Origin of the sequence: Bacillus sp. IBL03825 (assembly GCF_024712505.1) — a bacterium.
Taxonomy (GTDB): Bacteria; Bacillota; Bacilli; order Bacillales; family Bacillaceae_G; genus Bacillus_A; species Bacillus_A wiedmannii.
Genome location: NZ_JAMXKE010000002.1, coordinates 368,511 through 391,623 on the forward strand (window position 1 = coordinate 368,511; position 23,113 = coordinate 391,623).

Below are 23,113 nucleotides of genomic sequence, written 5' to 3' on the forward strand. Positions count from 1 at the left end.
ACATGAGCCTTCTTTCTTACGCTTTTTGTGTTCCTAAGTCTACAAGCACGTCTAAAATTTCTTTATAGAACTCTTCACGTGAACCACCACGGTGAATTTCTTTATATAGCTCACCATCTTGAATGAATAAAATACGCTGACAGTAACTTGCACTGTACGGATCATGCGTAACCATCATAATCGATACACCTTGTTCTTTATTTAAGTTTGTCATCGCATCTAGTAAACTTGTTGCATTTTTAGAATCAAGCGCTCCTGTTGGCTCGTCCCCTAAAATAATTGCTGGTTCACTAACGCGCGCGCTGCTGCTGAACGTTGCTTCTGTCCACCAGATACTTCAGATGGATACTTTTGAAGTATTGCTGAAATGCCTAACATATCAGCTACTTTTTCTACTTTCTGTCCAATATTTCGTGATGAAACACCTTGAAGGGAAAGTGGAAGAGCGATGTTTTCGTAAATAGATAAGTTCTCCAATAAGTTAAAGTCTTGGAAAATGAATCCTAACTTTTGTGAACGGAAATCAGAAAGTTCACCTTGTTTCATTTTCGTAATATCTGTTCCTGCAATTTCAACAACGCCGCCCGTTGCTTTATCTAACGTTGAAATTACGTTTAATAATGTCGTTTTACCAGAACCAGATGGTCCCATAATTCCGACAAACTCACCCTCTTGAATTGAGAATGATACACGTTTTAACGCGTGTGATTGGTTCTCACCTTTTTTACCGTACACTTTTTGAACGTTTTTCACGTCTACAACTGGTTTCGTCATATATATCCTCCTACGCTTGTTTTACCATTATCTATTTTGCGCTTTGGGGAGGGGAACTGTAATTGATTTATATAACATTAACCTTACATTTTCGTAAGAATCCATTCATTCGGTAATGAGTTCTGTGGTATATAATGGGGTATTTTTTTCGCTTGAAACCATCTACTTTAATATGGGAAGGATACACATAAAAAACACCAAATGCTGATCGGATTGTTACAATGAAGGATAAATGGTTTAAATGACATCAAATATACACTTTTATGAACAATATCGCTTATATAACATAAATATATTGATTTTCAAACGTTAGGAATATGCGATATTAATTTGCTTATTCCCCCATCTCGAGGGGATGGGCAAAAACACCTTACTTATACTATCGCAATTTCTGGTAACTTACATGTAGAGGTATCGCCTAATATAAAAAAATGTAATGTTAATGAAATGTAATTCCATCGATACTATAAATGAAATTATATAAAATGAATAACACAGATGTTGCAAACTGCTCGCTCTATGTAATTGGTCCTCATAAGAACAAACACGAATTTCTCCAAATCGATTGAAAAATACAGCTTGAGCAAGAGCATGTTTACTTTCTCCTTTATTTAATTCTACATGAACTTTTCTCCCACATTCAACAAATATTTATGACGATTATTCCTGTAATAGCGCGAAGAAATTGAGTTGGATATATAAAACAGAGATACTCCCATTTTTTCGGTTCGGGGGTATTTCGTTTTTGTTAGCTTGATGGCGATGTGGTGCTACCCTTTCATTTAAAAAACTTTGCAACAGCACTAGATGGACAATTAGCAATTAAAAATACAAAAATCCATTATTATGAAATGATGCTACGGGCCAGAACAGCTACCCCATCACTAGGCCTATATAAAAAAAACCGAAGTCATGGCTCAGACTTCGGTTTTTCAGCTGTACTTAACCCCACCTTTTTATCTCTTAACAAAACTTTGCAACAGAACACTATATTTCCTATTAATATAGTTAATCCAATCGAGCAAGCCGAAAAAAAAATTTTGAAGTATGCATACTCATTTTCTAATTAGATTAATATAAAAGGAATAGAAACGTTATAATATTTTTTAGTTTGAAAGAGCGTAGAATTTTACTTTAAATGTACCGTTAGAAGTATATCCACTAGGAGGACCTGAGATATACAAATTCTTTCTATCATCTCCTGAAGGGATCGTTAGAATAGAACCATCTCTAACATTTGACCAAATTATAGGGTCTGTACCTGATTTATCTCTTGAGATTTTAAATGACAAAGAGGTAGCACCTGCTCCTTCTAAAACAACTCGTACTTTGGTACCTGCCGCGAGATGTTCAAGTGAAAAATTATTACTTGATCTACTGCTTTGACCAGGCTGTGCCTTATAGAGTGACTCCACTTCTCTTGTTAAAGTCCCTGTTACATTAGACAATTGGAATGTTTGATTATTACCACCATGGAAATTATATACTGTAACATTTGTTCCATTTGCAGTACCATAACCACTTACATCTAACACTTTGTTTTGATCCTTCTTATTCCTTACATAATAATATCCATTTCCTGCTTCTGTTGGTATCCAATATTGCTCTTCCTTATTTTGATTAGATGTAGCAACTACATTATTAGAACCATTAAGATCATTCCAAGCTAATACTAAATTTTGATTTGCTATATTTTTAATTTGGTATGCTGATTTATTTGAATCATATACTAGCTTCCATTTTTGATTATTAGCGTTGCCATTTTGCCACAATTGAACATTTCCATCTGCTTGATTTAAGTCAACGACACTACTATTATTTAAAATAGAAACTAATTGATAAGTACCACCATCTTCCAGTTCCGGTGCATAAGGGTCAAAGTTAATGGGTGGCTTTGCGTTAGCAAGGGCTTTTTCAAATCTTCCATCTTTGATCTCAAGTGTTGCATCTCCAAAGTTCGTAGTCATTAGTTTTTCACGAATATTTGGGCTTGGATAGCCATTCCAACCAACCATTGGTAGTTGGAGCCACTGGTGATAATAGTTTTCTGGCGGCTCGTCATTGCTATTAGCCAGGCGAAAAGCATGTGTCGAGCCGCCGTCCTTATGGTATACAATTTTCGGGTGGTTTCCATCGAATCTAACGTTTGAGCGAGGGTTAGTGTACCAATTACCATGTGCTGAATAAGTTACATATTGAACCTGACTATCTTTAACCCAAACTATTGTGTGTTCCCAGTCATGTCGATGTCCAAGCGCACCAGGGCCCGAAGTTGATTGATCTTTCTCAAAGTAACTCGCATACATAATGGCAGTCCAACCATTATTTGATTTGGCCCGAGAATAAGTGTTTGAATTTTCCAGTCGGTTAACATCTCTACAGACACTTTCCGGGGAACCGCCCAAACTTAGGCCAGGGTTAGTCGTGCCATCTGGAGAAATTGCTGCAGTCGCATAACACCCGTCTGTGTCGTAGTCATACACAGGAGCATAATCTAACTCTATCTTTGACGCATTTTGTGGAAGTGCCTTGATTACATCCCCATATGCTTTTGGGGTAGAAAGAAAACTCTTATCAAATTCTCCACCTAAGTTGAATGCAAATGTACTCAATACTATTAACGCAGTCATTACTATTTTTGATATTAATTTCATGTTCCCCCTCCTAGTTATATAAATAACATACATCGTAAAGGTCAACCTGTGTCTAAACGTAAAAATCCTCAAAATAGCGTGGTGACCCCTAAATATATATCATAAAGTTTATTTTATCCCATTTGCATTTCTTTTTTATTGAGAAATACAATTCAAATCAGTGTTATATTCAGAAATAGATAAAGCACTATTTCGAAGGCCTTCTATTATTCTAATTTTTATTTAAGAGTTCTCTTTTGCTTATATATAATAAAAAAGAATCCTTATTATAAGGATTCTGCAACATCCCAAACAATGCAGTATCCATTAAGCGGATTATTTAGGCAAAAAATTAAATGTAGACTATTGTTTAAGTATTTTATTTTTTATTAAACATTACGGTACGTGAAATTTCGTGTTTCCCTTATTAAAAAAGCCCCCCTAGATCTTACACCTATGAGAGCTACCTAAGGGTATTTAGACTTTTGACTTCATTCTATTGTAACAGGCTCTCAACAATTTGTAATTTGTCTTCCATTTTTCAGCCCTTCTTTCAATGATTATTAATAGGGTGCTTTTGCCCATCCTCCGAAAATGCGGATTTACACCGAAAAATATTTTGCTACATTTACAATTCTTATTTAAAGTAAAGTACTAATAAAGTTAATCCTATTGACATAAGGCTTTCTATCTTACCGTACAATTTTCTTTTTTTAATCGTGTCAGGCCTTGAAGAGATTGGTATGCCCGCTAGAAACAAGATACATGCAAAAATGGGTCAAAGGCCATATTTTATGTCTATCAGTTATTTTCAGTTGAAAATAACCCCCTCGCGATAAATAAAAAGGAAAGAGATTGATAAAGAGCCTCTTCCTTTTTGCATAAAAAAATGGCGTATACACTTGCCTTAAATGGTTCAGATGCATTTTTAGGATTCGCAATATACAATGATCTCGCGGATATTACACTTGTTCTATTACCGCTTAATACATCGTGAAAAACAATGTGATCTGTACCAGCAGATACATCTTTCATAACATTAAAACTAATAAAATCTGGATCTCCTCCACCCTCAATTTCCCACTTTAAATATTTTGTACCTGAAGGAAAGCTCTCCGTACTAAAGTTCCCCCTTGAGCGGTTTTTTTTGTCCATCTAAAGGCTTGGGTTGAGATAATACAGTTGCTACTAATTGTTGTGCTTTTGTTTCCATATTACAGTCCCCTTTGCTTAATATATTTTAGTTAGATTACTACCGTAACCTAACTAAAATATTTAACTAATAGAAAAAATAGGTATTGAGAAAATGTAATTTCTTAGGCATCTGAAATTTGTTTATTCGTGAATTATGGCATAAACTTGTATTTTAATTTTAGATGGTGTAATTGTTACAATAATACATTTTTAAAAAACCATCGATTCATTAAATACGCTAAGTTGGGTTGCCATACATGTCCATCAATTTATATTGTCTCCATTCTTAAGTTTTGGGGAATGCCATCAGCCCCCTATGTCAGTGGATTCCATAATGCCAAAGCGAATATCCAATTTGGGTCACCATTTCCTTGATGATTTTGAATAGCTTCATACACTTTCCCTTGATGTTCTACTTTATCTCCCTTTGTATACACCTTCTTTGGATCCCATTTCTCATAAGATGTATTTTGATCTTTTGTTTTTACCGGAAGAATGTTACTTTGAATTGATGTATTTCCAGCTGCATCTACGGCCTTCACTGCATATTTATATTCCTTATTAACTGTTAAGTTTTGATCAGTAAACGTCGTTCCTTGTACCGTTTGAATCAATTGTCCATCACGTAATACCTGATATTCTTTTACACCTACATTATCTGTAGAAGGATTCCATTTTAGCTCTATACTGTTAGAAGTAAGGTTGCTTGCATATAATCCTTGTGGCTGTGTGGGAGCTTCCGTATCTGGTTTCGGATTAACAATTTGATTTACTTTCTTCAATCCATCCTTTGTAACTTCATAAATTGCTTTTTTATCAAAGTTTTCACGTTTATTATTCTCTAAATTTATTAATGTTGCCCTCTCTCTGCCTTCTAGATGTGTAAGTTCAATAAAATCGCCGATCTTTACTGGAGCTTTTTGTGTTTCAGCATTTTGCTGTTTATTCCCATAAACCTCTTTGTTATATACCACTTTACCTGATGTGTTTTGCACTTTAATACTTGCATATGTACTATCAAAGTAGTTATGTGGTACACCTGCTTTTAGATCAATTTGCATTTCTTCTGTTGATTTATTTAAATTTACTTTCGCAAATTCAAAATCGCCAATCCCTTTCAGTGACCATGCAAATTGGTCTCCTTCTAAGATACCATCTCTAATTGGTACATGGTCTTTTATTTGAGTAATAAGATCCATCATCGGTCGCGGTTCATTCGCAAAGACGGAAATGATACTGTTATTTAATTCTTTCCACTCAGCATCTGTTACATTTGGATTTTGTAACATAAGGGAAACGTAATCATTCCATACTAAAAAATTGATTGGTAAAATATTGGTGGATATTTTATAAATTGCAATTTTATTATCTGTTGAAGTCATCACTTTCGCTAACCAGCGTAATCGCTCTGATTGATCTAGTTTTACTGGGTCACGTTCAGCATTTTCAAATAGTAGCATATACGGCACTTGATTTGTCGGGCTATTATCTGACCAAGGAATAACAGTTGCATCATGACGGCTCGACTGACCCCATCCAGATATATCATATCCTAAATTCCAAGAAGATGGCTTGTTATTCCATATAAGTGCACAATGTCCAGGTTGTCCAACAGGCATAGCTGCCACTCCAAATGCTTGGCTTACTTGCGTACCAAACTTCGAAATATTACCGCATACCCCGCCAAATCTATAAATGGAAGAAAGATTCCAACCTAAACCGTAGAATGCATCATTTCCAGCTTGAATACTAACTCCATCTTTGTTATGGGTTACATAATCAATCAAATATGCACTTTCCCCTACCTTATCTTGGTTTTTAAGTTCTGGATGTTCCGTATTAATCATATTTCTTGCCCAAGTTAAATCTTCTTCTGGTGACCAAGTATTCACTACTAATCTTAAATGCCAAACATCATATGTTCTAAAGCAAGGAAGTAACTCATTATTTTGATCTGCTGATTTATAATGTTGGTACCTTGTTAATGGATTAATAGGTTGATTGTTTGTCCAATATTTTATAGGTTCAGCATGAGCTAACGATGTAGCTACCGCTAATTTCAAATACAACCCTTCGTGAGAATCTGCATCCGCATTCCAGATTGTATTCCATATCTCAAGTGCATTTACAGGATTTTTTCCCGTTGGACTACCACCTTCAAGATAGGTATTCATCACGCTTGTATTTTTCATAGCCCAGCTAAGAAATTTCTGATGGTCAGCATCTTTTTTGGCAAATGCATCCATTGTTGCACCACCTGTTTGTGATATGAATTGCCACTGAGCCAAAGCTGCTGCAAATACTGGGTCTGCAAGCTTCTTTTTCAAATTTTCTTCAGTCATACCCCCAACATTTCCATTTAAATATGCTGTGAGATTTTTCAAATGGGCTTCAAAATTACCATTTGCAATGGCTTGATCTGTCTGTTGATTCAATGTTTCTAAAGTGAATGTTTCTTGATTGAATGACATTGTTTCAGCTGAAACCTTTGTATGCGGAATCGTAGCAATACTTCCTAAAATAATAGGCATAGTTAATAATAAAGATGAAATCCTTTTCAAAATAATTTCTCCTTTTTTGTTTTTGACTTTTGACTGTTGCATGATTCTCATTTATATAAAATAATTCCCATGCCATCAACTTAAAAATTCAAAATAAGCGGGCTCCATAACGATAAAGCAAATATCCAATTTGGGTCACCATTTCCTTGATGATTTTGAACAGCTTCATACACTTTCCCTTGATGTTCTACTTTATCTCCCTTTGTATATGCCTTCTTCGGATCCCATTTTTTATAAGATACATTTTGATCTTTTGTTTTTACCGGAAGAATGTTACTTTGAATTGATGTATTTCCAGCTGCATCTACAGCCTTCACTGTATATTTATATTCCTTACTAGCTGTTAAGTTCTGATCAGTAAATGTTGTTCCTTGTACCGTTTGAATCCATTGTCCATCACGTAATACCTGATATTCTTTTATACCTACATTATCTGTAGGAGGATTCCATTTTAGCTCTACACTGTTAGAAGTAACGTTGCTTGCATATAGTCCTTGTGGCTGTGTGGGAGCTTCTGTATCTAGTTTCGGATTAACAATTTGATTTACTTTCTTCAATCCCTCTTTTGTAATCTCATACACCGCTTTATTCCCAAAACTTTCATGAATGTTTTTTTTCATATTTGTAATAGTGGCTCTATTCGCACCTTCAAAATGTGTGAACTCAATAAAATCGCCTACTTTTACCGGAATTTTTGCTTGCTCAGCATTATGTTGCTTATTTCCATAAATTTCTTTGTTATATACCACTTTACCTGATGTATTTTGCACTTTAATACTTGCATATGTACTATCAAAGTAGTTATGTGGTACACCTGCTTTTAAATCAATTTGCATTTCTTCTGTTGATTTATTTAAATTTACTTTCGCAAATTCAAAATCTCCAATCCCTTTCAGCGACCATGCAAACTGGCTTCCTTCTAAAATATTCGAAGAATTCGGTGTATCTGGTTTAATCGGATTAGAATCTGTACTTTTCCAAATTTCAGCCATTAAATTTGGATACCCTAGTGCCGCTATTTTTTGGATTGTATCATTTTTTAACACGGATACTTTTTGTTGCTGCGCTTGTTCTTCCGCAAAGATTTCTAATGAGGGCGTTATTCCAATAGTAAACATAGATAATGTGGCGGTTACCATCACTAAATTTTGTATTTTTCGTTTCTGTCACCTTTTCATAATATCCCTCCGCTATATTTCTAGATACTTAAAATATGAATATGTAAGTAATAAATATTACTTACATATTCATATTATCTATTTACACATATTTACACAATTTAACATAAATATACTCATTTATATAAGAAAATGGATACATTTCAATTCAATTAAAAAGAAGAATAATCAAATGAATGTATGAGAAAAAACAGATTTTAATACATTTATTTTAAAAAAAACATAAAATATATAAAAATGTCGAAATATTAACACACTATGTTCTCATAAAAAAACTTCTAGACAGTTATAACTAATCACCTAAACTCAGATATAACAGTACTTTAAAAAGAACGTCATCCTAATTGGGATCACCATATCATTTTGATGAATTTGTACGCTAAGAAATTTATAAATGAAGAAATCATTTATGTAAAATTAAACAAATGTTTGTTTAATTATTTTAGTTATGGATCAATTTGTGAGATATGAGTATGGTTGTTTGAGTTGCGGGGTTCAATTGTCTGCTTAGTTAATTTCTCATTTATTATATAAATCTTATATAGCAAAGAAAAAAGCATCCGCTACGGATGCTTCCTCTAAAAATTTATAATATGTGATTTTAAATATTCTATTTTTTTTGGTCATGGATTGTCCCATCTTTTTCTAGAATATCCGCATCAACAAATAACGAAAATTTAGGTTGTACCGTGGGTACCATCTTACCGTTAATAAGATAATAGTAGGTTGATAGTGCTTGCATATGAAAATTTTTTCCTTTTTCATACCGATCACATACTTTTTTTAGAGTAATAGCATCAGTATGTCCAAGATGTAGAGATTTTTTGCAATTCCCATAAAATTTTTCGCACCAGAACTTTTAATTATACATCAATATTTAATTTTCTTTTATAGATAAAATAAATCCCTAATAACCCAAAAATAGATAAATATTTCCATATATACATAATATTACATTTTTAAATAATCTCATTATACTACTAAAAAATACAAAAAATTATCTATATTTAGTCAAAATGTATCTAGTCTTCTATTTAAGATATAAGTTTTTTAGCCAATCTAGATTATTAGAATCGACACTTTTGTGTACATTTATATTACTTATGATTTACCGTTAATTCCCAACTTACAAAAATGGTATATATTTATTAATTTTAACTCGATTTTACGTAGTTTATGAGAAGAAATATATTATTTTTGAAGGTACAATTAATAGTTAATTTGGTGAATTATAACATATATTATCTTTAAATAATACCCAGTTGAAAAAACAATGGATCAATTGTGACATAATTGTTAGATTTAGGAATATCAGAATACATTCTATATATAAATAGAAAGATGATCGTGTACGGATAAAATATAAGGGGGATTTATATTATGTTTTCAAAAAACAAAAATTAGTAACAATGGTAACCACTTTAACACTAGGATGTGGATTAGCTTTTGGATTAACTCCTATTTCGGCAGATTCTATAAGTAACCCTACTCCTATTAACGAAGAACAAATACGAATACAGATACCTTTCACTGGATATGTTATTTCAGCAGATGATAATTATTTAGTTGTAGCTGACACTAACACAAAAGTGGAGGCACTCTCTTATCAAAATAATTGGTGGGAATTAGCCTCTCAAAATAAAATCTTACGTGTCCCTATTACTAGCAAAGATAACTACAGCGTAGGTGAAAAACTAAACATATTTTCCGTAGGATGGACTCACTCTATTCCACCAATTGCTGCTATGCCTGTTATCGAAAAAATAATTGAATAAATTATATATTTTTTATAAAAGAAGATAGCCATTATTTGTAATACTGAAACTAAGATAATTAAATAAACATCATTATTACTACACGACGACACATGTTGTTTAACAATGTAGTTTTAAGGCGTATCAACACTTTGCATGATACGCCTATTTTTCATGGTTTTTCCTTCGTTTTATCACTACATTTTGTAGATTTATCAAAACTTTTATCGCTACATTTGAGTTTTTTTCATCACTTTTAAATAGCCAGTTTAAGAGAGGCAATTGATTGCTTAGTTGAAATTCATGTTTGTATTTGTGTCAAAATAAAGCTCCTTCAATACTTCCTTTTTATAGATGCGTTTAATACACCTAATTTTAAAAAGATTTTATATACCATGCATTCATAGTGGAGTGTTCAGAACCTGGTAGGGGGGCATTTAAAAGTATAAATCCAAATTTTTCATATAATAGACATGCAGTTTTTAATTCATGCATTGTTTCTAAATAGCACTTTTCATAATGTTTAGAGGCAAATGACAAAGCTGTTTCCATTAGTTTCTTGGAAAACCCTAGACCTTGTGCTTTTGGACTTAAGTATAGCTTTTGTAATTCGCAAACTTTATCATATTCGTTAAACGGTGCTATACCAATTCCACCAACAACTTCTCCTTCCATTTCTACTACCCAATAGTTCGCATGTTTTAGATTATTATAATATTGATGTAGGTCATTAAGTTGAGGGTCAAAATAAGCTGTTCCAGGAAGCGCTAATCCAAGTGATTTTAATGAATCTTGTATAATTTCTTTTACTTTTGCATTGTCTTCTTTTTTCATTTTTCGAATAATCATATACGATCTCCTTCAATTAGGTTTTAATAAAGATTGCGACAGATTTTTGAAAATGGCATCCTTAAAACATTGACTAAGTCCACATTTTAAGGGTACAGTTATATTAATATTAAACGTGGACTTAGTCAACTAAAGGAGGATCTATGGATAAAAAAATTACTTATGACATCAGACAATTCAACCGTTTTTATACAAAGGTACTTGGTCTATTTAATAACCAGATTCTAGATACAGATTATTCATTAACCGAAACACGAATACTATTTGAAATAAGCGAAAGAACAGAGTGTATTGCGAATAATCTTGTGCAAGAACTTAATATTGATAGAAGCTATATGAGCAGAATTTCACGTAGATTTGAGAAGGAAGGATTAATAGAGAAAAGAAACTCAATAAAAGACAGCAGAAAAAACTTTCTCTTTTTGACAAAAAAAGGAGAGGAACTACTAGATATAATTCATATTCAGTCAGATGAACAAATAAATCAATTGTTTAACGGACTAAGTGATAGTGAGATTAATGAAATTCGTATTTCCATGATGATAATAAAAGAAAAATTGGATAAAAATATTAAACAAAAATAGATGTGTCAATCCTTAGAACATTAGCTATAACTTGTTTTTTTGAATAGGTATAAATATATAAAATATCTAATGTGCCTATAGAATTCATCATACATCATTATCAATAGTTAACTCTTTTTTAATAATAAAAAAGATGTCCAAAAAAAATTATATTTTTTAGACATCTTTTTAATCTATTTTATTAATAATCCCGTAGAAGTAACTTGATATGTTCTTTTCTTACCCATAAATTCCTGTTTACTATTCTCAAGATTAATTAGTAAAGCTCTTGTCTTTTCCTTTTGTGCTTCTCCTTCTATATGGGTAAATTCTATATAGTCTCCTATTTTTACTGGAACAGTTTGAATTTCAGCGGCTTGTTGTCTATTTCCTACAATTTCTTTATTGTACAAAATATTGCCCGATGAGTTTTGAACTTTAATGCTTGCATACGTACTAGTAAAATAGGAGTGTGGTATACCGGCTTCTAATTTGATCTGCATTTTTTCTGTTGCTTTGTTATACTCTACTTTTGCGATTTCTCGATCATTATATCCCTTTAAAGACCATGCAAATTGATTTCCATCTAAAACTGTTGCTTCTGGCATTTTTTCTACTTTCTTCAGACCTTCTTTTGTAACTTCGTATATGGCTTTTTTTCCAAAGCTCTCTTGCTTACTATTATCGACATTTGTGAAAGTAGCTCTATGCACACCTTCTAAATGTGTTAACTCGATATAATCTCCTACTTTGACTGGTACCTTTTGTGATTCAGCATTTTGCTGTTTGTTTCCATAAATGTCTTTATTGTATACTACTTTCCCCGATGCATTTTGTACTTTAATACTCGCGTATGTTTCATTAAAATAATGATGCGGTATGCCTGCTTTTAAGTCGATTTGCATTTCTTCTTTGGACTTATTGAAATTGATTTTAGCAAACTCGAAATCACTGATTCCTTTTAGCGACCATGCAAATTGATTTCCATCCAAAATTGTTGCTTCTGGCATTTTTTCTACTTTCTTCAAACCTTCTTTTGTAATTTCGTATATGGCTTTTTTTCCAAAGCTCTCTTGTTTACTATTATCAACATTTGTGAGAGTAGCTCTATGCACACCTTCTAGATGTGTTAACTCGATATAATCTCCTACTTTGACTGGAACCTTTTGCGATTCAGCATTTTGTTGTTTGTTTCCATAAATGTCTTTATTGTATACTACTTTCCCTGATGCATTTTGTACTTTAATACTCGCGTATGTTTCATTAAAATAATGATGTGGTATGCCTGCCTTTAAATCAACTTGCACTTCTTCTGTCGACTTATTGAGATTGATTTTAGCAAACTCGAAATCGCTAATTCCTTTTAGTGACCATACAAACTGCTTTCCTTCTAAAATATTAGAAGAGTTCGGTATATCTGGATTAAAACCTAAGTTATCTAATATAGATTTTAGATCAGGTAAAACACCTATTCTATCATTCCATGGATCTTGAGATTTTGTTCCTGTATTTGGATTACTTAAGATATTTCTTAATTCGGCTGGTGTATAAGGAGAACCTCGGTGTTCTTTAGCAATACCTTGAATCGAAGTTGCTGCCCCAGCAATAATTGGTGAAGCACTTGATGTTCCACTAAATGTTGATGTATATAAATTTGTATTATTTTGACTTGGATTTGCAGATGTTGTATCAACATTTTCTCCCCATCCATATACATCTAATCGGCTTCCATAATTTGAAAACCATAAACGTTTATGTGGAACAGTTGATGATCCCGCCCCAACCATAATAGCACCTGAATCCTTAAAGTCTGGACTATTTCGATTTAAGATTTTTTTTCCATTACGATCTTTAAAATTATCTAAGTCGTTTGAACCATTTGCGCCAGCTTCTATAATAATAATCCCTTTATCTGTACCAACACGAATCGCATCAAAAATATCTGGATGTACTTCTACAGGTAAATATTTCTCCCCATACCCATCATACGAAGCTTGTGCCTCTAATAAAAGAATATCCCCTGCTTGTAAATTATGTACAGCACTTAAAATGGCATCCGCTGTATTATAAATTCCATTATCCCTGATTTGGGATATTACTTTTACATTTGCTCTTGGTGCAATTCCAATATTTCCAATTTGATTATCTTCGGATGAAACAATTCCTAATACAGAAGTACCATGAGCTCTATGCTGACTTATATTTTGTCCAGACATAAGCTTTATATTTTTATTGACTAAATCCTCATGGTTCAATAACCATCCATATTCCATATCCACAAAAGTAGTACCCTTTCCGTCACCACCTTTAATGCTCCAAGCATGCGAGGCATTAATTCCCTTTGGTGCTGCTTCAAGATATCCTTGATTTTTAAATCTAGGATCATCGTACGGATTAACAGATAAATCTGGTAACTGTTGTATTTCAGGGGGTGTCAAAATTTGTTTTTCTTGTATATAAGCTTCCTCTACAAGAGGTGATGTTTCAAATTTTTTCAGTAATAATTCTATTTCTATGTTATTAGGAGCTTGTACAATATAATAATTTAATAGATTGTTAGCTGATTGATTAGCAAATGATTTAGAGTGTAATGATAACTTTTCAATCTCTATCGGATTTACAGATGAGAACAGGCGATTTAAAGTAAGTTCCGTATTTTCGGAAAATAACTTCTTTAAATTGTTATCATAATTCCCATTTTTTATTCGTTTCTCAATACCATCTTCATAAGGTAAGTCAATTTCATTTTTAAACTTTACAATTAATTGTTCTTCCTGTGAATCTCTTTTATTAGAATCTGTTTCTTTGTATGTGACATTATAAGATTCCGCGTAAACTTTATTATGAATTCTATCATTTTGTAGTATTAGATCTGTTCCTACAAATGTTGTCATTGCAATTGATGAAATTAGAAACCCTTTGAATATGTTCATACTATACCCGCCAATCTATTTTCTCTTGAGCATTTTTTAATGCGTATAATAGTTAAGATTTATATATATTATATAAATCAATAATTTAAGTTTTGTAGTGAAATCTATGACTTTATTAATAATCCCATAGAGGTAACCTGATATATTCTTTTCTTTCCTATATATTCCTGTTTACTATTCTCAAGATTAGTAAGTGTGGCGCGTGTCTTTTCCTTTTGTGCTTCTCCCTCTATATGAGTAAACTCAATATAATCCCCTACTTTGACTGGAACGGTTTGGCTTTCAGCAGCTTGTTGTCTATTTCCTTCAATTGCTTTATTGTACAAAATATTGCCCGATGAGTTTTGAACTTTAATGCTTGCATACGTATCAGTAAAATAGGAATGGGGTACTCCCGCTTCTAATTTAATCTGCATTTTTTCTGTTGCTTTGTTATACTCTACTTTTGCGATTTCTCGATCATTATATCCCTTTAAAGACCATGCAAATTGATTTCCATCTAAAACTGTTGTTTCTGGCATTTTCTCTACTTTCTTCAGGCCTTCTTTTGTAACTTGATACCTTGCTGTCTTTCCAATGGTTTCATTTTTTTTATTTTCAAGGTTAGTTAAAGTTGCTCGCGTTTTCTCCTTTGTTGCTTCTCCTTCTATATGGGTAAATTCAATGTAATCCCCTACCTTGACGGGCACAGTTTGACTTTCAGCATTTTGTTGTTTATTTCCCACGATTTCTTTATTGTACAGAACATTTCCAGAAGAATTCTGGACCTTAATACTCGCATACGTACTAGCAAAGTAGGAATGTGGTACACCTGCTTCTAGTTTTATCTTCATCTCTTCTGCCGTTTTATCGTAATCTACTTTTGCAATTTCTCTATCACTATATCCTTTTAATGACCATGCAAATTGATTTCCATCTAAGATTGTTGCTTCTGGCATTTTTTCTACTTTCTTCAGACCTTCTTTTGTAACTTCGTATATGGCTTTTTTTCCAAAGCTCTCTTGCTTACTATTATCGACATTTGTGAAAGTAGCTCTATGCACACCTTCTAAATGTGTTAACTCGATATAATCTCCTACTTTGACTGGTACCTTTTGTGATTCAGCATTTTGCTGTTTGTTTCCATAAATCTCTTTGTTATAGATCACTTTACCTGATGTATTTTGCACTTTAATACTTGCATATGTACTATTAAAGTAGTCATGTGGTACACCTGCTTTTAGATCAATTTGCATTTCTTCTGTTGATTTATTTAAATTTACTTTCGCAAATTCAAAGTCTCCAATCCCTTTCAGCGACCATGCAAATTCGTTACCTTCAAAAATGTTTGGAGATTCATTTTTGATTTGTACCTTTTTCTCAACAGTTTGATCAAATAAATCCGTTAATACAATTTTTGCATAAGCATTTGTTGATAATGATATAGATTGACTGATTCCATTTTGATAAGATTTAATATCATCAATTACGTTAATAGGTTGGCCCGTCATATTTTCATTGTTATAAATTTCAATTTTCCCCTTAAATTGCGGTGTACTATTTTCTTTTAGTTTCCAAGATACATTTAATTTTTCATTTTCATAATATATAGATTGGATATCAAAATCTAGTTTTCCTATTTCAGGTTGAGTAGGTTGATTTAGCGTGAATATTTTTCCTGATCCAATGGTAGACTGCGTATTACCTCCTGCTTTGACCCATACATATTCTGAAGTGGCTCCTCCATCATATTGATATGTATTATCATGCGTCCCTGAAATATTTTGATTATTCCAGGAATTCCATTGTTTATCTACTAACTTTCGGCTATAACCATTTTTCAGGCGCGCTTCTCGAACATTCTGTCCACTATCAGCCCAGTCTTCTTGAAACATTCCTAATCCATGATTAAATGCAACATTAGTAACAGGAAAATCCATAATTGCAATTTGATGCCATTTATTATTTGTTACATCTTTCAGCCATTGTCCAAATTTAGTATGACCATTTTCTTGCCATGAACGCATTGTCATTCTGTACCAATTGTAGTCTTTCCAACCATAAGTTGTTTGAACCTTCATTCCTGTTCCTTCTCCTCCAAAGGGTCCAGCTTGCGAATTCGGAGATAAGTATTCGGCCTTTATTGCTTCTTTAGAGGAAATTGGATCCCATAAAGCAAAATGTAAAGTACGTTTTCCATTTTCATCAAACCCACTTTGTTGTTGAAAACCAGCATATCCTCCAGCTTCACCACCTGCATTCCAGTTGTGTACAGCCCAGTACGTATAAGGCGGAGTCTGAACTGGTGACCAGTCTATACTAATAATATCTGAGGCAGGTATATTTTGGGGACTGACATAAACTGCTGGAGCAGCTGAATGTGTTGCAGCTTTAGTGTGCGAAATAGACGTTCCAAACATAGAAAACATGCTACATGCTGCGGTAATTATAATAACTTTATTAAATCTTTTCTTTTCTTTCTGAATAATCACTAATCTTCTTCCTTTTCTAATTTTAATTTTTGAATAATAACTTAATAGAGAAATCTATCAAAATTCAAGCAACATCCAGTAATTCTTTAAAATACTGCCCCAATTTATGTTTTTCTATCTTCACATCTGATTCTTACATATTACTTGATTGTAAGTGGTTTCCATAACGATACTGCAAATATCCAATTCGGGTCACCATTTCCTTGATGATTTTGAACAGCTTCATACACTTTCCCTTGATGTTCTACTTTGTCTCCCTTTGTATACGCCTTCTTTGGATCCCATTTCTCATAAGATGCATTTTGATCTTTTGTTTTTACCGGAAGAATGTTACTTTGAATTGATGTATTTCCAGCTGCATCTACGGCCTTCACTGCATATTTATATTCCTTATTAACTGTTAAGTTTTGATCAGTAAACGTCGTTCCTTGTACCGTCTGAATTAGTTGTCCATCACGTAATACCTGATATTCTTTTACACCTACATTATCTGTAGAAGGATTCCATTTTAGCTCTACACTGTTAGAAGTTACATTGCTTGCGGATAATCCTTGTGGCTGTGTGGGAGCTTCTGTATCTGGTTTCGGATTAACAATTTGGTTTACTTTCTTCAGGCCATCCTTTGTAACTTCGTATATGGTTTTTTTCCCAAAGCTCTCTTGTTTACTATTATCGACATTCATAAAAGTAGCTCTATGCACACCTTCTAAATGTGTTAACTCGATATAATCTCCTATTTTGACTGGTACCGTTTGTGATTCAGCATTTTGCTGTTTGTTTCCATAAATATCTTTCTTATATACTACTTTTCCTGATGCATTTTGTACTTTAATACTCGCGTATGTTTCATTAAAATAATGATGCGGTATGCCTGCTTTTAAGTCGATTTGCATTTCTTCTGTCGACTTATTGAAATTGATTTTAGCAAACTCAAAATCGCTAATTCCTTTTAGTGACCATGCAAACTGTTTTCCTTCTAAAATATTATTTCCATTAGGCATATCTGGTTTAATTGGATTAGAATCCGTACCCTTCCAAATTTCTGTTGTTAAAATTGGATATCCTAATGCAGCCACTTTTTGGATGGTATCGTTATTTGGACGTAATCCCCACTTCTCAAAGAAAGGAATCAAATTTTGTTTGGCTACTTTTGATGCTGAAATCATAAATAATTGTTTTTTATTTTCATCAGTTTGTGGAATTTCATTTGAAGGCATGTCTCTATACAATTGATGCAATTTAGGATAGAAATCCTCTCCATATGCTAACTGTAGTTGCCAAAGCATAACAAGCTTAACAAAAACATCACTAATTTCATCATAATTTTTATTCGTTTGTTCTAGATATTGAAACGCTTTTGGATAAATTCCACTTTTCTCTAAATTGGATGGTTGATTAAATGCTTTTTCTACAGAAAGGCTGTATATATTATTTTGTACTTCTGTCATATTATAAAACTTCCAGGGCGATTGTTGTCTCAAATGTCCTGCCTCGTGCCATGGACCCCAGCCATCTTTTACAAATTTATCAATATCTAACACGTATTGAATTGCATCTCCTACATATGCAGTTCGATAAGAAGTTGCATACATATAATAATCAGGAGAATGATTTTCCTCTACGTAATGAACATAATGTTTATCTACTTGTTCTTCGGATAATCCAGCTACTTTGTCTTGAATTCGAGTAGCTTCATCCATCTTTTTTAAGAGTTGTACAGGATCTGTATTAGAACCCAACAAATATTTCTTAACACGTGCAGGGCTGGCTGTAATTAATACACGTTCTCCTTTTAACTCCACTGCATGTGCATTAGGATATTGGTCCAGCATGTTTATTAGATCTTGTTTCGTATGCTTTCCTAATTCAAAGAAAGGCGTAGTCGATCCACCTGTTGTGACTGTTGTTCGAATGGTGCCACCTTGTTGTTTATTATAAAAATAAATCATCCCCCCATTTGGAGATTGAATTGTGTTTATACCAGGTTTTAATGTAAATAATTTTATTTTAGAATCTTCTCTCCAAGAAGCATCATACGAATACGTTCCAATATATACCTGAATATCTTGATTACCTTCTACATTAATCGTTATTTGTTCATTTGGTTTTGCATATAAACCAGTGGGTTCATATGGGCTAAATGCCATACTTTTTCTTTCCTGTTGTTTTAGTACCTCGACATCACCTTTCCCTGGGACTGTATACGCTCTATTTTCTGATTTAACTAAATTCTCACCTTGCAGTGATGCTGATAATTTTTTTGGTTGCTGCATTTCCTCTGCAAAGACATCTGGTGAAGAAGCCATTCCAGAAGCAAGTATAGTTAATGTTGCAGTAGCTACAAGTATTCTTTTGGTTTTATGCTTTGATTTATTCCCCATAGTATCTCCCTCTCATTTCCTTGATAAATTTAAAAGTTTTCATTTCTTTAGCATGTGTTTACGTGCAAAAACAGTTCATGAACTTGTATTTATTACTTTTTACATAGCCCTCCCTTTACTCTGTTTATAATTATATTTAGATGTTATTTTATGACACATATAAATACAACTTTATAAAATATCTATCAAAAACGTGTATTTATGTTTTAATCTAGTATTCCTAACTGTCTTACAAATCAAATAAATTACACAAAGGTAGTCATTTCGTGTGAATAATACATTAAATCTAATTAATTACAGAGTAATAATTCACAAAAAATTAATATTATGTAAAATTCAAGAAAGTAAATAGCTATAGGCGGATTTGTCATATATACATTGACACCGCTAAGTCATTTACTACCATCAGAATACTTCATTCTTTTTTCTCTTATAGCTTAAGTTTTTAAGTTATTGGGAGATAAAAGCGTCATCTTTTCCTAGGATTCCACAGAAAAGGTATCTTAGTTTTTATCATTTTAGCCAAGAAGACTCCTTCCTCAAGGAACGTGAAATGAGTAGGTGGGAGATGAATTGGCTTCTGACAAGGGATGGCAGGAAGTCATCTTAATTGTTCGACATACTTACATTGTTACTTCAATATCATTCGAATGTACGTTTGTTGTATAATAGGTACATATCAAAATGGGTGTGAAAGGAATGATGATCAATAAAGCATATAAATTTCGTATCTATCCAAATAAAGCACAAGCAACCTTAATCATTCATTAGTTAGCTACTGAAAATACTTTGTTTCAATTGTATGATTAGGGTGTATGATAATAAGTTTAAAAATTATAGAAAAAACCCCGATTTGATTATGTTTCAAAATAAAAGTAAGCCTATGACTCAAAATTACATGTATCTTGGCAGTACCCCTATATTTACCTTTAACAGTACAATTTTTTCATTTGTAAGTTTCTTCAAAATTCCCCCACCACTTAACAAGCCTAATTATTATTTGTTTTTCTTTATAACCTGATTCCATGATATACTCATAATGAGTCGGGGAATCACTCTCCCCTCTATGTACTTATATTTTATCTATTCATTTTGGCGTTTAGACCTTTGAAGCTAAGCGTCCTTTTTCTTTTTTACCCTATAATTCAGTATCTCGTACTAAATTATTTGCTAATCTTCTCAAAACAAACAATACAGTATCTATTTAGCGGCTTAATTCAACATAAGATTATATGTAGACTATTAATTAGGTATTTAGTTTTTTATTAAACATTATGATACGTGAAATTTTATATTTCCCCTATAAAAAAAAGCCCCTTGAAAGGAGCATTTATTTTACAAGATACTGTTCTATTTCTTTTAGTAATAATTCTGCACCTTCTGGACTTAATGTTATCTTACCATTTGCTAATGCTATGTTATGATTTAACACTTCTCCTGTTAATGCACAAACACCACCAGGCTGATACTTCTGTAAAACAATGTTTTCCCCTTCTACAAAAATCTCTAATGGTGATTTTTCTTTAATACCAAGCGTATTTCTAAGTTCCTTTGGAATTACTACACGCCCTAATTCATCTACTTTTCTAGTTACTCCGGTTGCTTTCATCTAGTCTCTTTCCCCATTTCATTATCAATTTGTACCTAAGTTATTATTAACTATTGTAACAGGCTTTCGCCATAAAGAGATATTACCACATTACTATAAACCTAACAGAACAGGTTACCCCAAAAAAGCCAAAAATGAAATTTTGTGCTATAAAAATTTTTTCTATTTAGAGTGTACCTTAAAATATTAGCTTAATGGGCATGTGGTGCTATCCCAGTAGGCGATTCAAGCAAAGCATTATTACAAAAATGTACAGTATTTTTACGGTGCAAACAATTCTTAATGCGGGTTTTATGTTAGTACGTTGGCTGTACCCTATATCACCTATAAAAAAAGAATTTTTTGACAATTAATCCTATCATTGTTATTATTAATATAATTTTTAACTTTATTAAATAAAAGGTGGGATTCTATGATAAAAAAAGAAAACAGTGTATTCTATATCTCCATCTTGCTTACAACCTTATTTATTATATGGGGTATAATTCCAGCAAGTTGGATACAAAGCTATGATTTACAAAGTGTTACCTCTTCTTTAAACGCATTTATTCTCAATAAGTTTGGATGGTTTTACTCTCTACTTATGACCACAATGATTATTTTAGCTGGTTATTTAGCATCTTCAAAGTATGGCTCCATTCGTCTTGGTAAAGATGATGAAAAACCGCAATATAGTTACCTCTCTTGGCTTTCCATGTTATTTGGAGCAGGAATGGGCATCGGACTTCTCTTTTATGGAATTACTGAACCCATTTCACACTTTGGAGCACCGCTTACCGGTGAACCTGGATCTGAGGAAAGCGCAAAACTTGCTATGCAATATTCATTTTTCCACTGGGGTCTTTTCCCTTGGTCACTTTATGCAATGGTCGCTCTAACAATTGCATATTTTACATTCCGAAAACAAAAAGGTAGCACAATTGGCGCTACAGTTACTCCATTATTTAATCGATCGAAACATTCTCCTATTGGAAAAACAGTAGATATTTTGGCTGTTTTAGCAACTGTATTTGGAATCGTACCATCCGTAGGCATCGGTGCACAACAAATCGCTGGAGGATTAAGCTATTTATTCCCTTCTATTAATAACACAATTGGTACACAACTCGTACTTATTGCCATTTTCACTGTACTCTATTTAACAAGTGCACAAACTGGCTTAGATCGTGGGATTAAATATTTGAGTAACTTAAACTTCTCACTCGCTGGAATATTACTCGTTTCCTTTTTAATTTTAGGGCCAACTGTCTTTATCATGAAGTATTTTACTTCCACACTGGGCTCTTATATTGGAGCATTACCAAGCATGGGATTAAATTTAGGTGCTTTTAGCAAAGAATCTTCTTCTTGGATTGAAAATTGGACTATTTTTTACTGGGGTTGGTGGATTTCTTGGTCTCCATTCGTCGGTACATTCATTGCCCGTGTTTCTCGCGGGCGTACAATTCGTGAATTTATTATCGGCGTCGTATTAATCCCAACATTCATTTGTACATTTTGGTTCGCTGTTTTTGGTGGTACAGCTATTCATATGGAAATGTTCCAATCACTTGGAATTGCTGATGAAATTGCGAAAAATGGTACCGAAATTGGTTTATTCGCTGTCATTTCGCATTTACCATTCTCAACATTTTTGACCATTATTGGACTAACTTTAGTCGCAACATTCTTCGTTACCTCTGCTGACTCCGCAACATTTGTTGTTGCTATGCAAACAAGCAATGGTAACTTATCACCGAAAAACAGTTTGAAGCTTATTTGGGGTTTAACAATTGCAGCTATTGCAGCCATTCTCTTGCAAGCAGGTGGGTTAAATGCACTGCAAATTGCAGCGATCATAGCAGCTTTACCATTCTCTATTGTAGTCGTTCTTATGGTCACGTCGCTCTTTAAAGAATTACGACAAGAGAATATCATTACTCAAACGAAACAATCACCGCAAAAAATTAAAAAAGTTATATAATAGAAAAGCACCTCTTCTTTGCTAGAGAGGTGCTTTTCTATTATTTAACCTTACTGTATGGGGGTACCGCCACACATCTATCAACTTAAGAATTTGATAGTTCCTCAAAACGAAGAAATTTTTTATTTCGGAGACTCTTTAAAATATTAGCTTGATAAACATGTGGTGATACCCTTTTATGAACTAACATTAACAATGTGTCCACTTTCACCTTTCATTTAGTTCTAATTCTTTTGATTTCATTTAACTA

10 protein-coding genes and 6 pseudogenes are annotated in these 23,113 nt (G+C 33.0%); 4 read left to right on the forward strand and 12 right to left on the reverse strand.

Going from position 1 to position 23,113, the window contains the following annotated elements; genetic code table 11:
- Nucleotides 1–16 precede the first annotated feature (16 nt).
- From NHG49_RS29300 to NHG49_RS29330, 7 genes and pseudogenes are all read right to left on the reverse strand, one after another.
- Nucleotides 17–774, reverse strand: a pseudogene (locus tag NHG49_RS29300) (ABC transporter ATP-binding protein).
- A 504-nt stretch (nt 775–1,278) separates the two neighbouring features.
- Nucleotides 1,279–1,419 (reverse strand): annotated as a pseudogene (locus NHG49_RS31770) (Tn3 family transposase); the annotation flags it as partial.
- A gap of 461 nt (nt 1,420–1,880) precedes the next feature.
- Nucleotides 1,881–3,428: an NPP1 family protein gene (locus NHG49_RS29310; RefSeq protein WP_222661441.1), complete on the reverse strand. Its 1,548-nt coding sequence runs from the start codon at nt 3,426–3,428 to the stop codon at nt 1,881–1,883.
- 864 nt (nt 3,429–4,292) lie between these two features.
- Nucleotides 4,293–4,620, reverse strand: a pseudogene (locus tag NHG49_RS29315) (DeoR family transcriptional regulator); the annotation flags it as partial.
- A gap of 295 nt (nt 4,621–4,915) precedes the next feature.
- Nucleotides 4,916–7,162: a putative mucin/carbohydrate-binding domain-containing protein gene (locus tag NHG49_RS29320; RefSeq protein WP_258127016.1), complete on the reverse strand. Its 2,247-nt coding sequence runs from the start codon at nt 7,160–7,162 to the stop codon at nt 4,916–4,918.
- A gap of 80 nt (nt 7,163–7,242) precedes the next feature.
- Nucleotides 7,243–8,199, reverse strand: a pseudogene (locus tag NHG49_RS29325) (putative mucin/carbohydrate-binding domain-containing protein); the annotation flags it as partial.
- 801 nt (nt 8,200–9,000) lie between these two features.
- A pseudogene (locus NHG49_RS29330) lies at nt 9,001–9,105 on the reverse strand (IS6 family transposase); the annotation flags it as partial.
- Nucleotides 9,106–9,749: 644 nt separating this feature from the next.
- Here NHG49_RS29330 and NHG49_RS29335 point away from each other — a divergent pair.
- Nucleotides 9,750–10,115 carry a DUF3221 domain-containing protein gene (locus tag NHG49_RS29335; protein WP_064474303.1) on the forward strand — a complete coding sequence of 122 codons (366 nt, stop codon included), beginning with the start codon at nt 9,750–9,752 and terminating at the stop codon, nt 10,113–10,115.
- Nucleotides 10,116–10,469: 354 nt separating this feature from the next.
- Here NHG49_RS29335 and NHG49_RS29340 read toward each other — a convergent pair whose 3' ends face one another.
- Nucleotides 10,470–10,943, reverse strand: coding sequence for a GNAT family N-acetyltransferase (locus NHG49_RS29340; RefSeq protein WP_088047596.1), 474 nt, complete (start codon nt 10,941–10,943; stop codon nt 10,470–10,472).
- Between the two features lie 143 nt (nt 10,944–11,086).
- Here NHG49_RS29340 and NHG49_RS29345 point away from each other — a divergent pair, with 143 nt between their 5' ends.
- Nucleotides 11,087–11,527 (forward strand): MarR family winged helix-turn-helix transcriptional regulator, encoded by a 441-nt coding sequence (locus tag NHG49_RS29345; protein WP_258127017.1) that lies wholly within the window; start codon nt 11,087–11,089, stop codon nt 11,525–11,527.
- A gap of 173 nt (nt 11,528–11,700) precedes the next feature.
- On the opposite strand, the gene NHG49_RS29350 is transcribed toward NHG49_RS29345, so the two are convergent.
- The 3 genes from NHG49_RS29350 to NHG49_RS29360 all read right to left on the reverse strand — a co-directional run bounded on the left by NHG49_RS29350 (nt 11,701) and on the right by NHG49_RS29360 (nt 19,291).
- The gene (locus tag NHG49_RS29350; protein ID WP_222655505.1) at nt 11,701–14,439 is read right to left on the reverse strand and encodes a putative mucin/carbohydrate-binding domain-containing protein; all 2,739 of its coding nucleotides are present in this window, start codon (nt 14,437–14,439) and stop codon (nt 11,701–11,703) included.
- A gap of 104 nt (nt 14,440–14,543) precedes the next feature.
- Nucleotides 14,544–16,910, reverse strand: a complete 2,367-nt coding sequence (locus NHG49_RS29355; RefSeq protein WP_258127018.1) for a putative mucin/carbohydrate-binding domain-containing protein — start codon at nt 16,908–16,910, stop codon at nt 14,544–14,546.
- A gap of 140 nt (nt 16,911–17,050) precedes the next feature.
- The gene (locus NHG49_RS29360) at nt 17,051–19,291 is read right to left on the reverse strand and encodes a M60 family metallopeptidase (RefSeq protein ID WP_258127019.1); all 2,241 of its coding nucleotides are present in this window, start codon (nt 19,289–19,291) and stop codon (nt 17,051–17,053) included.
- 699 nt (nt 19,292–19,990) lie between these two features.
- On the opposite strand from NHG49_RS29360, the pseudogene NHG49_RS29365 reads away from it, so the two are divergent.
- A pseudogene (locus NHG49_RS29365) lies at nt 19,991–20,053 on the forward strand (helix-turn-helix domain-containing protein); the annotation flags it as partial.
- Between the two features lie 568 nt (nt 20,054–20,621).
- On the opposite strand, the gene NHG49_RS29370 reads toward NHG49_RS29365, so the two are convergent.
- Nucleotides 20,622–20,900 carry an AbrB/MazE/SpoVT family DNA-binding domain-containing protein gene (locus NHG49_RS29370; protein WP_258127020.1) on the reverse strand — a complete coding sequence of 93 codons (279 nt, stop codon included), beginning with the start codon at nt 20,898–20,900 and terminating at the stop codon, nt 20,622–20,624.
- A gap of 412 nt (nt 20,901–21,312) precedes the next feature.
- Between NHG49_RS29370 and opuD the strand changes: the two genes are divergently transcribed.
- Nucleotides 21,313–22,863, forward strand: a complete 1,551-nt coding sequence (opuD, locus tag NHG49_RS29375) for a glycine betaine transporter OpuD (protein ID WP_061530085.1) — start codon at nt 21,313–21,315, stop codon at nt 22,861–22,863.
- Nucleotides 22,864–23,113: the final 250 nt, after the last annotated feature.

Bases quoted from the DNA above. Each gene is read 5' to 3' on its own strand.
- NHG49_RS29370 (WP_258127020.1), bottom strand. From the start codon at position 20,900: ATGAAAGCAACCGGAGTAACTAGAAAAGTAGATGAATTAGGGCGTGTA.
- NHG49_RS29360 (WP_258127019.1), bottom strand. From the start codon at position 19,291: ATGGGGAATAAATCAAAGCATAAAACCAAAAGAATACTTGTAGCTACT.
- NHG49_RS29310 (WP_222661441.1), bottom strand. From the start codon at position 3,428: ATGAAATTAATATCAAAAATAGTAATGACTGCGTTAATAGTATTGAGT.
- NHG49_RS29335 (WP_064474303.1), top strand. From the start codon at position 9,750: ATGGTAACCACTTTAACACTAGGATGTGGATTAGCTTTTGGATTAACT.
- NHG49_RS29340 (WP_088047596.1), bottom strand. From the start codon at position 10,943: ATGATTATTCGAAAAATGAAAAAAGAAGACAATGCAAAAGTAAAAGAA.
- NHG49_RS29345 (WP_258127017.1), top strand. From the start codon at position 11,087: ATGGATAAAAAAATTACTTATGACATCAGACAATTCAACCGTTTTTAT.
- opuD (WP_061530085.1), top strand. From the start codon at position 21,313: ATGATAAAAAAAGAAAACAGTGTATTCTATATCTCCATCTTGCTTACA.
- NHG49_RS29350 (WP_222655505.1), bottom strand. From the start codon at position 14,439: ATGAACATATTCAAAGGGTTTCTAATTTCATCAATTGCAATGACAACA.